Annotated in this window: 11 protein-coding genes; 1 reads left to right on the plus strand and 10 read right to left on the minus strand. The window is 42.0% G+C overall.

Annotation, left to right across the window (positions count from 1 at the left end; all coding sequences use genetic code 11):
• Positions 1 to 2: 2 nt before the first annotated feature.
• The 6 genes from CRO16_RS14870 to CRO16_RS14895 all read right to left on the minus strand — a co-directional run bounded on the left by CRO16_RS14870 (position 3) and on the right by CRO16_RS14895 (position 7,357).
• Positions 3 to 1,823, minus strand: a complete 1,821-nt coding sequence (locus CRO16_RS14870) for an acyl-CoA dehydrogenase family protein (RefSeq protein WP_097057200.1) — start codon at positions 1,821 to 1,823, stop codon at positions 3 to 5.
• 93 nt (positions 1,824 to 1,916) lie between these two features.
• Positions 1,917 to 3,110, minus strand: coding sequence for an acetyl-CoA C-acyltransferase (locus CRO16_RS14875; RefSeq protein ID WP_097057201.1), 1,194 nt, complete (start codon positions 3,108 to 3,110; stop codon positions 1,917 to 1,919).
• 57 nt (positions 3,111 to 3,167) lie between these two features.
• Positions 3,168 to 3,530: a four helix bundle protein gene (locus CRO16_RS14880; RefSeq protein WP_097057305.1), complete on the minus strand. Its 363-nt coding sequence runs from the start codon at positions 3,528 to 3,530 to the stop codon at positions 3,168 to 3,170.
• A 33-nt stretch (positions 3,531 to 3,563) separates the two neighbouring features.
• Entirely contained in the window at positions 3,564 to 5,969 is a 2,406-nt protein-coding gene (locus tag CRO16_RS14885; RefSeq protein ID WP_097057202.1) for a 3-hydroxyacyl-CoA dehydrogenase/enoyl-CoA hydratase family protein, read from the minus strand.
• A gap of 41 nt (positions 5,970 to 6,010) precedes the next feature.
• Positions 6,011 to 6,448 carry a MarR family winged helix-turn-helix transcriptional regulator gene (locus tag CRO16_RS14890; RefSeq protein WP_097057203.1) on the minus strand — a complete coding sequence of 146 codons (438 nt, stop codon included), beginning with the start codon at positions 6,446 to 6,448 and terminating at the stop codon, positions 6,011 to 6,013.
• A gap of 156 nt (positions 6,449 to 6,604) precedes the next feature.
• Positions 6,605 to 7,357 carry a peptidase associated/transthyretin-like domain-containing protein gene (locus tag CRO16_RS14895; protein WP_097057204.1) on the minus strand — a complete coding sequence of 251 codons (753 nt, stop codon included), beginning with the start codon at positions 7,355 to 7,357 and terminating at the stop codon, positions 6,605 to 6,607.
• A gap of 120 nt (positions 7,358 to 7,477) precedes the next feature.
• Here CRO16_RS14895 and CRO16_RS14900 point away from each other — a divergent pair, with 120 nt between their 5' ends.
• Positions 7,478 to 8,470 (plus strand): type I phosphomannose isomerase catalytic subunit, encoded by a 993-nt coding sequence (locus tag CRO16_RS14900; protein WP_317042536.1) that lies wholly within the window; start codon positions 7,478 to 7,480, stop codon positions 8,468 to 8,470.
• Between the two features lie 24 nt (positions 8,471 to 8,494).
• On the opposite strand, the gene mgrA is transcribed toward CRO16_RS14900, so the two are convergent.
• The 4 genes from mgrA to CRO16_RS16230 form a co-directional block, all read right to left on the minus strand.
• Positions 8,495 to 9,493, minus strand: a complete 999-nt coding sequence (gene mgrA / locus CRO16_RS14905) for an L-glyceraldehyde 3-phosphate reductase (protein WP_097057206.1) — start codon at positions 9,491 to 9,493, stop codon at positions 8,495 to 8,497.
• A gap of 3 nt (positions 9,494 to 9,496) precedes the next feature.
• On the minus strand, positions 9,497 to 10,579 hold the full coding sequence (locus CRO16_RS14910) for an SGNH/GDSL hydrolase family protein (RefSeq protein WP_097057207.1): 1,083 nt from the start codon (positions 10,577 to 10,579) through the stop codon (positions 9,497 to 9,499).
• A gap of 134 nt (positions 10,580 to 10,713) precedes the next feature.
• Positions 10,714 to 12,489, minus strand: a complete 1,776-nt coding sequence (locus tag CRO16_RS14915; RefSeq protein ID WP_097057208.1) for an AMP-dependent synthetase/ligase — start codon at positions 12,487 to 12,489, stop codon at positions 10,714 to 10,716.
• Between the two features lie 189 nt (positions 12,490 to 12,678).
• The gene (locus tag CRO16_RS16230; RefSeq protein ID WP_179670558.1) at positions 12,679 to 12,819 is read right to left on the minus strand and encodes a hypothetical protein; all 141 of its coding nucleotides are present in this window, start codon (positions 12,817 to 12,819) and stop codon (positions 12,679 to 12,681) included.
• Positions 12,820 to 12,896: the final 77 nt, after the last annotated feature.

Genomic DNA, 12,896 nt, shown 5'->3' on the forward strand with positions numbered 1-12,896 from the left:
TTTTAGAACGGGTAGCGGTTTTCGGCAATTACCTTTTGTGCGATGGTGTTGCGAAGTTCCACTACGTTGGGTTGATTTTCATATTTTGTAAATCGTTTCAAGCCCATCAACATCATTCTTTGCTCATCACCTTCGGCAAAAGAAACAATTCCTTCTTTAGCTCTGGTGTTGATGATGTCAACAGCGTGATATAGATATAACTTTGCCATAGCGATTTGTTCTTTCTGAGTATCTGCCCCAAAACGTTTAGCATTCTTTTCAACCCTAAGAATTCCTGATTCGGCCATGTAGATCTCAATTAAGATATCTGCTGAAGCTAAAAGCAACTGCTGATGATCCTCCAGTTGAGGCCCGAATTTTTGAACTGCGCTTCCGGCAACCATAAGAAATACCTTTTTCAGCTTTTTGATCATTTCCTTTTCTTCGGCAAGAAGTTCAGAAAAATCTGGTTTGTCAAAAGAAGGAATTCCGGTAAGTTCTTCTCCAACTTTAGTTGCAGGTCCTAACAGATCAACATGGCCTTTCATGGCTTTCTTAACCAGCATTCCCACGCAAAGCATGCGGTTGATCTCATTGGTTCCTTCGTAGATCCTGGTAATACGCGCATCTCTCCATGCAGATTCCATTGGAGCATCTGCAGAGAATCCCATTCCTCCAAAGATCTGAATTCCTTCATCTGTGCAATTCTGAAGATCTTCAGAAGCTGCTACTTTTAAAATGGAACATTCAATAGCATATTCTTCCACACCTTTTAGTTCGGCTTCCTGATGAGAATTCCCTTCTTCCTGGCGAATAGAGATCCTGTCTTCAATATCTTTTGCAGCCCTGTAAGAAGCCGCTTCTCCTACATAAGCTGAAGCCGCCATTTCTGCTAATTTAGACTGAACGGCACCAAAATTGGCGATTGGAGTTTTAAACTGAACCCTCTCATTAGCATACTTTACTGCGGAAGTAATGGTGCGTCTTTGGGCATCCAAACAGGCACCTGCCAGTTTAATCCTTCCCACGTTAAGAGCATTCATGGCAATTTTAAAACCATTTCCCCTTTCAGAAAGCATATTCTCCACAGGGACTTTAGTGTCATTAAAGAAAACCTGTCGGGTAGAGGAGGAGTGGATTCCAAGTTTCTTTTCCTCTTCTCCCAATGAAATTCCGTTGGGATTTTCAGGATCATATTCAACGATGAATCCGGTGATATTCTTATCGTCTTCAATTCTTGCAAAAACGATCATCATATTGCAAAATCCGGCGTTGGAGATCCACATTTTTTGTCCGGTAATACTGTAGTATTTTCCGTCTTCAGAAAGAACAGCTTTGGTCTTTCCGGAGTTGGCGTCACTACCTGCTCCGGGTTCTGTAAGCGCGTAAGCTCCAAACCACTCTCCGGTGGATAACTTGGGAAGATATTTCTTTTTCTGTTCCTCGGTTCCGTAAAGGGTGATGGGTAAAGTCCCAATACCTGAATGTGCACCAAAAGCTGTAGAGAACGATCCCGTAGCTCCCGAGATATAATCAACCACAAGCATGGTAGTAACAAAGCCCATCCCGAGTCCATCATATTCTTCGGGAACCGAAACTCCCAAAAAGCCCATTTCTCCGGCTTTTTTCATGAGTTCTTCGGTTAGCTCATAATTCTTTTTCTCGAATTCCTCCCTCTTCGGCATGATCTCACGATCCACGAAATCCTGAACGCTTTCACGCATCATTTTTTGCTCATCGGAAAAATCTTCCGGGGTAAAAACATCTTCCGCCTTTGTTTCTTTTACCAGAAACTGCCCCCCGCGCAGGAGGTCTTTTTTGTTGCTATCTGCTTGTGTGCTCATTTTTGTAGTATTTAGTATTGAGTAGTGAGTATTGAGATCTATCTCAGGTCTTCACTGTATTTTAACCTTAAACTTTAAATCTTGAACCTTGAACTAAGAGAGGAACTCGAAAACTCCCGCTGCTCCCTGTCCTGTTCCTACACACATGGTGACCATGCCGTATTTGTTCTGCAGGTTACGTTTTCTCATTTCATCAAGAAGCTGCACGGTTAATTTTCCTCCGGTACAACCCAGGGGGTGACCCATTGAAATTGCACCACCATTTGGATTCATCCTGTTCATATCCAATCCCAGTTCGTTGATAACGGCTATAGATTGAGAAGCAAAAGCTTCATTAAGTTCGATAAGCTCCAGGTCCTGAATGGAAATTCCGGCTTGTTTTGCAGCCTTTGGAATTGCATAGACAGGTCCGATTCCCATGATCCTTGGTTCTACACCAACTGCGGAATAACTTACCAGTCTTGCGACTGGTTCAAGATTCAGTTCCTTCACCATTTCTTCGCTCATTACAATTACAAAAGCAGCTCCATCGCTCATTTGTGAAGAGTTTCCGGCAGTTACGCTACCACCTTCTGCGAACACAGGACGCAGTTTAGCCAAAACTTCCTTAGAAGTGTCTGCCCGCGGACCTTCATCCTTATTTATCGTATAGGAACGGGTCTTTTTCTTTCCATCCTCATCGACATAGGTCTGGTCAATGGTAATAGGAACTATCTGATCCTGGAAGCGATCTTCTTTTTGAGCCTTTAGCGCCTTCTGGTGAGAATTGAAGGCAAATTCATCCTGTGCTTCCCGGGAAACGTTATATTTTTCGGCTACTGCTTCAGCGGTAAGGCCCATTCCCCAGTAGTAATCTTCCCGACCTGCTTTTGCCAGTTCATAATTAGGTACAGGTTTATAACCTCCCATTGGAATATAGCTCATGCTTTCGGCTCCCCCTGCAATAATGCAATTTGCCATTCCGCTTTGGATCTTGGCTGTTGCTATAGCAATGGTCTCCAATCCAGACGCACAATAACGGTTAACGGTCATCCCCGGAACATCTTTAATGTCGAGTCCCATCAGCGAGATAAAGCGACCCACATTAAGGCCCTGCTCGGCTTCCGGCATTGCGTTACCCACAATGACGTCATCTATTCTTTTTTTATCAAAGTCGGGCAGCTTATCCATCATAAACTGGATAGTTTCTGCCGCTAAGTCATCTGGCCTTTTAAATCTGAATACCCCCCGCGGGGCTTTTCCCACTGCAGTTCGGTATCCTTTTACGATGTAAGCTGTCTTGTTCATAGTTCTTAATATTAATATGAAAACGAGAGTCTGGAAACTAGAGCCTAGAGTCTAGACTCAATCATTTCCAAGGTTATCCATAAAGGAACCTATCATTTTCTGTATTTGTAAAATCTTATTTTCCAGTTCTTCAAATCTTTCTTTAGAAAGAAAATTTTCATTGTAGGCGACGATCAATTGTGTCTCCCATTCAAAAGCCGATCCCAGGCTGTTTTCCAAAAACTTTTTAAAATGCCTGTCGGTACTTTTGCTGGAGCCTTCAGCTATGTTAGAAGGAATAGAAACGGCACAACGGTTTAACTGACTTATCAAATTGAATCTTTCACTGGCAGGAAATGTTCGCGTAAGCTTATAACTTTCCCCAACGAGTGAAATCCCTTCATTCCAAATTTTTAATTTTTTAAAGTTATGTCGTCCCATTTTCTTCACAGTCTAGTTTCTAGACTCTAGACTCTAGTTTCTTAAAGGCTTCCCCTTCTGCAACATATGCTGCAATCTTTCCAAAGTTTTTCTTTCCCCGGTAAGTGATAAGAAAGCTTCTCTTTCAAGATCAAGCAAATATTGTTCGCTAACATATGAGTTTTCAGAAAGATCACCTCCGGCCATCACGTAGGCAAGTTTGTTTGCGATCTTCTTATCGTGTTCGCTGATGTATTTCCCTGCGAGCATTTGATCTGTTCCCACGTAAAAAGCTCCCAGTGCCTGACGACCGAGAACCTTAATGTCTGTTCTCATGATAGGTTTAGTATATCCGTTCTCAGCCATAAGCAAGGCGTGCTGTTTCGCTATAGCCAGTTGGCGGTCGGGATTTACTACCACAATATCTTTTCCTTTTTGCAGGATGTTGAGGTCGTATGCCTCATAAGCCGAAGTAGATACTTTCGCCATTCCTATGGTAAGGAAGTGCTCGCGAAGGCGATTCAGTTCCACGTCATCTTTCTGAAAAGTATCTGCGGCACGAAGTGTCATTTCTTTGGATCCACCTCCACCGGGGATAACTCCAACTCCAAATTCTACCAGTCCAATATAGGTTTCGGCTGCAGCGACTACTTTATCGGCGTGTAGGGAAAGTTCGCATCCACCTCCAAGTGTCATGGCATGAGGTGCCGCAACGGTGGGAATTGAGGAGTAGCGCATTCTCATCATGGTGTCCTGGAAATACTTCACAGCCATGTTCAGCTCATCGTATTCCTGCTCTACCGCCATCATAAAGATCATCCCGATATTGGCACCAACAGAAAAGTTCTTTCCGGTGTTGGCCACTACCAGTCCCTGATATTCTTTTTCAGCAAGATCAATGGCCTTGTTTAATCCGTCAAGGACATCGCCACCGATGGAGTTCATCTTGCTGCGGAATTCCACATTCAAAATTCCGTCGCCAAGATCTTCAACTACAACCCCACTGTTGCTAAAAACTTTTTTAGATTCCCTGATGTTGTCAAGGATAATAAATGCATCCTGTCCCGGAATCTTCTTGTATTCCTTCGCCGGAATGTCGTAATACCACGTATTTCCGTCTTTGACTGTATAGAAGCTTTTGAATCCTTTCTCAAGCATCTCATTGACCCAGGCCGCTGGTTTACGACCTTCGGCTTTCATGATTTCCAGCCCTTTTTCCACGCCAATGGCATCCCAGATCTGGAAAGGCCCGTGTTCCCAACCATATCCAGCTTTCATGGCATCATCGATCTTGTAAAGTTCGTCGGTGATCTCGGGAATACGATTGGAAGAATAGGCAAGAATAGCTGCAAAATTCTTTCTGTAGAATTCTCCGGCTTTGTCTTTGCCATTGACAAGAACTTTAAAACGATCTTCTACCTTGTCAATCGTTTTCGTAAGTTCAAGAGTAGCAAAATTTGCTTTTTTCTGAGGTCTGTATTCCAAAGTTTTCAGGTCAAGAGAATGGATCTCACTGGAACCATCGTCTTTCTTGATTTTTTTGTAAAAACCCTGCCCGCTTTTGCTTCCAAACCATTCATTCTCCACCATGGTTCCTATATAATCGGGCATGGCAAACAGATCATGCTCCTCATCTGTAGGAACTCCTTTGTGTAAACCTTCAGCAACGTGGCTTAAGGTGTCAAGACCTACAAGATCTACAGTGCGAAAAGTGGCAGATTTTTGCCTTCCTATTACCGGCCCGGTTAACTTGTCTACTTCCTCTACACTTAGATCCAGGTCCCGTACCATATGAAAGAGGCTCATAATGCTGTAGGTCCCAATCCGGTTTCCAATGAATGCGGGAGTATCTTTTGCAACTACTGAAGTTTTTCCAAGGAATTTTTCACCATACTCATTCAGGAATTCAAGAACTTCTTCAGAAGTCTTAGGGCCCGGAATGATCTCAAAAAGTCTTAAATATCTCGGCGGATTAAAGAAATGCGTTCCGCAGAAATGTTTCTGAAAATCTTCACTTCGGCCTTCGCTCATTTGCTGAATTGGAATGCCCGAAGTATTTGAAGTGATCAAAGTTCCCGCTTTACGGTGTTTTTCAAGATTGTCAAAGACCTGCTTTTTGATATCCAGCCTTTCCACAACCACTTCCATGATCCAGTCAACTTCAGAAACCTTAGAAATATCATCTTCCAGGTTTCCGGTTTTAATACGACTGGCAAAGTCTTTATGATAGATAGGAGAGGGTTTGGACTTGAGGGCATCCTGTAGTGCAGTGTTTACAATACGATTTCTCACCTGCTTGTCCTGCAAGGTGAGTCCCTGCTTCTTTTCCTTTTCGGTCAATTCCCTTGGAACAATATCCAGCAGTAAAACCTCCACACCAATATTGGCAAAGTGGCAGGCAATCCCGCTTCCCATAATTCCCGAACCTATAATTGCAACTTTGTTGATTCGTCTTTTCATGTTATTCTTATTTTTTAATCGACCACCAAAGCAGTCTTTATTTATTCGATATAAATTTTTCGCGACGCAATGAGATCCATGATCTTTGATGCCACCTCAATAAATTTCTCCAGATCTTCCTCCGGAATTTCCTTTCTCACTGCCTGGTCAAATGTGAGCACTACCTTTTTGGAATAGTCTCGCATCTCCTTCCCAAACTCGGTGAGATAAATAAGTACGCTCCTGCCATCATCAGGATTTTTTTTACGCATGATGAGCCCTTTGTCTTCCATTGTCTTAAGAGTCCTGGAAAGACTGGTGGCTTCCATGCCCATTTTAGGACCCAAAGAAGTGGAGGGGGTGCCATTTTCAGGGTCGATGCTTAAAAGGGCAAAGCCTGTAGCCATAGTACTTCCTTCTTTGCTGGCTTCTTCATTGTACATTTTGGCAATGGCCATCCAGGTTGCGCGAAGGACGTAATCAATGGTCTTTTCTTTCATAGAATTCCAAAGTTAAGAAAATTTTATTATGCGCGCATAGCAAATAAGCAAATTCTTTACTGTTTTTACAGGCTCTCTTAAATTTATTGGAAAAACACAAAAAAACTCCGGAAAAAGAGGAGTTTAACAACAAAATTAATAGTATGGCTGAAGGGCCTATTTGTGCGGAACTTTCATTTTTTCGCTCAGCCGAAACCAGGAATCATGGAGGAAGAGCTTTATTTCGGCGTCATTTTTTTGCTCCACAAGACGCTGAAGTTCTTCTCTTTCCAACATAAAATCAATGAGTAAAGCTATTTCTCCGCTGCTTAAATCCATAAATTCTTCCATGTATTCCTTATAATGCACCTCTAAAAAAGCTGTCTTTCTTTGCATTTTTTCCACTTCAATATTGCGTTTCAGCTTTTTTGTACGACCATTGATCGCGTTTAAAATAGGGTCGATCTCTAAGGATCCTCCTAAAATTGACAGGAGGTGAATGGGTTTGAAATCTCCGGCGGTCCTTAATCTCCTTTCATTCATGGACAGCTTCTCTATTTTTTTCGGAATAATACCCAGACTCACTACGTTTATTTCTGAATTTTCATTCAGCATAACTTCCTTCAATTCTTCAGATCTTTCAATCATCTCCAAAACCAATGGAGACTTCTGAAGATCTTCAGCCTTTAAAAATTTTATGAGATCCTCCATCCCCACATGCGACAGGACCAGAGTATCACCTACTTTCATGTTCAGCTGAAAAATCCCTTTCTCACCCGAAACTGAAAATTTGCCTGAAGAAACATTTTTTATATGAACATTCCGGAGCAGGGAATCCTTGCTCATCACCATCCCCTGTAGGGAGTTACGCTCCTGAGCGTGGAGATTGAGGAAAAATAAAAAGAAAAATATTGGAATGTATTTTTTCACGCTGCAACCCGATAATCAAAGCCAAAATAGGATTAATAAATCAATCCCTTTTTAAAAATGACATTTTTGATCCTATAAATTGCGTCGGAGAATTTAAGGAGCATAAGCCATTGCTTATCTTTGCCCACTAAAGAAGATGGAATGCTTAATTATCCTATCCGTTTCGAACCTATTCTGAAAGAAAAGATTTGGGGAGGTAACAAACTAAGGAACATACTTAATAAGGACTCCAATAGAGAAGATCTTGGTGAGAGCTGGGAGATTTCCGGTCTCAAAGGTGACATTTCTGTAGTAGCTAATGGACCTTTAAAGGGGAAGACTTTAAATGATCTTTTAGTTGAGTATAAGGAACGGCTTTTAGGGGAGAAGAACTTTAAAAAGTTTAGTACTAAATTTCCGCTTTTGATCAAGTTCATAGATGCAAAGACCGAACTTTCTGTGCAACTGCATCCAAATGATGAGATTGCCAGGAAACGCCACAATTCCTTCGGAAAGACCGAAATGTGGTACATCATGCAGGCCGATGAAGGGGCAGAGATCAATATAGGTTTCAAAAAGAGCACTTCCGAAGCCGAATACCTGGAGCACCTAAATTCCGGAAAGATCACCAATCTGCTGAACTTCGAAAAAGTGAAAAAAGGAGACTCCTTTTTTATCAACCCCGGGAAAGTCCACGCTATTGGCGCCGGAGTACTTTTGGCTGAAATTCAACAAACTTCGGATATTACCTACCGCATTTTTGACTGGGGCAGGATCGATTCAGAAGGGAAATCGCGCGAACTGCATACTGATCTTGCTCTGGACGCGATTGATTTTGAGAGAAAGGAAGATTTCAGAAATAAATATTCCCGGATTAAAAATCATTCGACGAACATTGCCACCAGTGAATACTTCACCACCAATTTCCTGCCGGTGAATGGTAATATAGTGAAAGATTACTCTCATCTTGACTCCTTCGTCATCTACATGTGTGTGAGTGGAGAAGCTGAGGTAACGGTTGGCGAAAATTCTGAAAAAATCATACAGGGGCAAACCCTGCTCATCCCGGCTGAAAACAATCAGGTGCAAATTACTTCTGAAGGCGCAGAGCTGCTGGAGATCTTTGTGGTTTAAAAACCGGAAAAATGAATAATTCCTTTATGTCATTTTTAGGACGTCTTCAATTCTCTCAAGTTCTTCCTTAGAAAATTTCAAATTTTTAAGTGCTCCAATATTATTTTCTAGTTGCGACACTTTACTGGCCCCAATGAGTACAGAGGTTACTCTTTCATCTTTTAAAAGCCACGCAATTGCCATTTGCGCCAGGCTTTGGTCTCTTTCCTGCGCAATGGTATTCAGTTCTTTAATTTGGTCCAGCAGTTGAGGTGTTAACTTGTTCCTGTCTAAATATCCGCCTTCTATTGCGGCTCTCGAGTCGGCAGGGATTCCTCCCAAATACTTTGAGGTCAAAATGCCCTGTTCAAGAGGTGAAAAAACTATACTGCCTAGACCTTCTTTTTCGAGAGTATCCATAAGCCCGTCTTCCACCCAGCGATCAAGCATGTTATAGCGCGGCTGATGAATAAGAAAAGGCGTGCCGAGACGGCGCAGGATCTCTGCGGCTTTGGCAGTTTGATCGGCAGAATATTGGGAGACTCCAACATACAAAGCCTTTCCCTGTCTCACGATCTGGTCCAGAGCCCCCATGGTTTCCTCAAGGGGTGTTTCCGGGTCTGGCCGGTGGTGGTAAAAAATATCAACATAATCCAGCCCCATTCTTTTTAAAGATTGATCAAGGCTGGCAATAAGGTACTTACGGGAGCCAAAATTTCCGTAAGGCCCCGGCCACATATCCCATCCGGCTTTAGTGGAGATTATAAGCTCATCCCGATAATTTCTGAAATCTTCGTTGAAGATCTTTCCGAAGTTTTCTTCAGCCGAACCGAAAGGAGGTCCATAATTATTCGCAAGATCAAAATGGGTTATTCCATGGTCAAACGCAGTGCGGAGCAGCTGCCTTGAGTTTTCAAAGCTGGTGGTATTTCCAAAGTTGTGCCACAGCCCCAGGGAAAGTAGGGGGAGTTTAATCCCACTCCTTCCGCAGCGGCGGTAATTAATTTTCTCATAGCGATCTTTGGCAGCGGTATATGATTCCATAGTTTATTCTTTGTTCAGCATTTTACGGTAAAAAGGTACAAGTTGTTCGGCCATCAACTTATGGTCTTCTGCACTTGGATGTCCGGAACAGCCACGGGCATAGGTCTTCTTAAATTCAAAGATCTCTATAGGCTTATCGGCTAACTGCGCCTTAATTTCATGAAGTATCTCTATCAACTCTTTACTGTCTTCCTCCCGGGTCATGGGACTGGAAATAAGAGCTACTTTAGTTTCAGGATAAATTTTAAAAATGCGTTCTATGAATGTGATATAATTCTCTTTAAATGGATCTTCACTAAAGGGCATTCTTAACTTTTCACCATCACCTAAAGAAAAATCATTAGTTCCAAGAGCAATACTCACCACCTGGGGAGGATCTTCTTTGTTGATGATCACTCTTTTCCCGTGATTACCATCAAGGTGCAGGTAAGGATAAACATCGGGCAGTGCCGGTTTGTCCTCATCATTCCAGTTGCGGTAAATTCCCATTCCCGACACACAATTTATCTCATAGTCTATCCCAAGCTCCCTTGCGACCCGTGGGCCGTAAGACGTATAGGCACTATGCTGATCGAACCATTCTCCTTCTTCACAATTGATTTCAGTTGTATCTGCACCCATACCACAGGTAATGGAATCCCCAATAAATTCGATCTTTGCCCGCTGCTGTTCGGAAATCTTTTCAATCTTATTTGCGCGAATTCCGCTAAAAATGAGAATGCCATTGGCTGCTTCAGTTTCTTTGAAAATGGTTATGGTATTTGCTGAATCTTTCCTGGGGAGAGCGAATTTTAGAGTGTCTTTGGTAATACGGAAACGTCCTTTGTATTCCTCGTTTAATTCTACCGCCACATAATGGTAGCTACCTTCCTTGCTTTTCAGGAAAACAGTTACGGTATCTCCATACACTTTGGTTTTAACTGAAGCTCCAGAGGCAATAAGCTCTTTTCCTTCTCCCGAAGTTAAGGTGCGTCCCATGTAGGTGAACCGCTCGTCACCGGCTTCAAAATATTGATCTTGAGGAGTTTTTTCTGCTTTGCAGCTAAGCAACAGCAATGAAAGAAGGAAAAAAACAATGAAGCGCATTTTTTACATTTTAGAAGCACCTAAATTTAAGCTTTTCCTGCAGATCCTCTTTTGCAGAGTTTATCAAATTTGGAATATTTTATTAAAAAGAAAATCCGGCACAAAGGCCGGATTTTCTGTAATTCTTTATGATTTTATCTCTCATAAATTCCGTCGTAAAGCTTCTGGTAAAGTTTAATGATGTTACGACGTTTTAACTTCATGGTAGGAGTAAGATGTTCTCCTTCAATACTCCAGACATCCGGGGTTAGCTCAAACTTCTTGATCTTTTCCCAGCTTCCGAATTTTTGGTTGTAGAAATCTACTTCTTCCTGAATTCTTGCTCTTACACGGTCATTATTAATAAGATCTTCATTTGTTGGTCCTAATTCAACATGTTTTCTCTTTGCCCACTCCCGTACAAATTCAAAATCGGGTTGAATAAGCGCTGCAGGCATTTTTTCGCCTTCCCCTACGACCATCATTTCTGCAATAAATCTGGATTGCTTCATCTGGTTCTCGATAAGTTGCGGGGCAACATATTTTCCCCCCGAAGTTTTGAACATTTCCTTTTTACGATCTGTGATCTTCAGGAAACCGTCGCTGTCAAGTTCTCCAATATCTCCGGTATGGAAATAGCCATCTTCATTGATAGCTTCTTTCGTTTTTTCGGGCTCTTTATAGTAACCTTGCATTACGTTGGGACCCTTGCACAGAATTTCCCCGTCTTCGGCGATCTTCACTTCAACATCTTTGAGAACCCTGCCCACTGTACCAATTTTAAAGCCACCATTACGCTGATCATTTACGGCTATCACTGGAGAGGTTTCGGTTAAACCATAACCTTCCATCACCGGGATTCCCGCTGCGGCAAAAACACGTGCAAGCCTTGGTTGCAGCGCTGCACTTCCCGAGACAATTAGTTCAATACGGCCGCCCAAACCTTCTTTCCATTTTGAAAAAACCAGTTTCCGGGCAATAGAAAGTTTAGTTTCATACCACCAGCCATTTTTTCCGTAGGGTTCATATTCCAAACCTAGTTCAACCGACCAGAAGAATAATTTTTGCTTGATCCCACCTACAGTAGAACCTTTTGCGATGATCTTATCATATACCTTTTCCAGTAAACGCGGTACTGCAGAGATCACATGAGGTTTCACCTCCTTAAGGTTGTCACTAATCTTATCGATAGATTCAGCAAAATGTATTGAAACGCTGTAATACTGGTAGAGATACAGGATCATGCGCTCAAATATGTGGCAAACAGGAAGAAAACTTAAGGCAGTATAAGTCCCAAATTCAAAAGGAACCCTGTCTGAACTCAGCAAAACATCACTTACGATGTTTTTATGGCTCAGCATTACTCCTTTTGGTCTTCCCGTAGTTCCTGATGTATAGATAAGGGTTGCAAGGTCATCCTCTTTTACAGCCTTTTTTCTGGCTTCTACCTCTTCCTGATTAGATTTATCTTCTCCCATCTTATGAATCTCTTTCCAGTTTTCGGCACCGGGAATCTCGTCAAAAGTGTAGATGCCTTTAAGCTGGGTATTGCCTCTAACTTTTGTGAGTTTGTCAAGGATCTCCTTATCTGAAACAAAGCAATAGATCGATTCACTGTGGTTGATCACGTATTCATAATCTTCTTCAGAAACTGTGGGGTATATAGGCACATTTTGTGCTCCCAGCTGGAGAATTCCGATATCAAGAACATTCCATTCTGTCCTGTTACTGGTTGAGATCACCGCAATTTTATCATTTGGCTGTATCCCCAGTCGCAGTAATCCCCGACTTACAGCATTAGCCTGATCTATATATTGCTGGGAGGAAAGCGCTTCCCATTTTCCGTTGTATTTAGTAACCAGGGATTTTTCCTGGGGCGCATTTTCCAACTGGAAGTATGGAAAGTCAAAAAGTCTTTTTATTTCAATCATTATTGATTTATTACAATAGTTCTTGCAAAATAGCAAAAGAAGCAACTATTTCAAACTATTTTTTAAGACCCTGTCACAAAACACTCACTTTTAATAAATTAATGCCTTCGTGCACAGTTTCTTCGGTCCTCTGGAAATTTGTCAGGAAGAGGAGGGGAGAGCCTTCATTGTTCGTCAATAAGCCTGCTTTTAATCCTTTGTCTTTACTTCAAAAGCATATTCTTCATCCTTTAAGTCAATTCCTATGGCAGCACCTTTGATGCCGTCGGAAGAAATCCTGCTGCAAGACTTCTCTCCTTCAGCTCCAGTTAAAAGGTTGAAAAGAGGCAATTTTTTAGAATAATTTGCTGAAAATGAGTGTTTTTCCCTATTTATTTTGCTAAAAATAAAAACTACTTTTAATTCGC

This window comes from Salinimicrobium sediminis (genome assembly GCF_900215295.1).
Lineage (GTDB): Bacteria > Bacteroidota > Bacteroidia > Flavobacteriales > Flavobacteriaceae > Salinimicrobium > Salinimicrobium sediminis.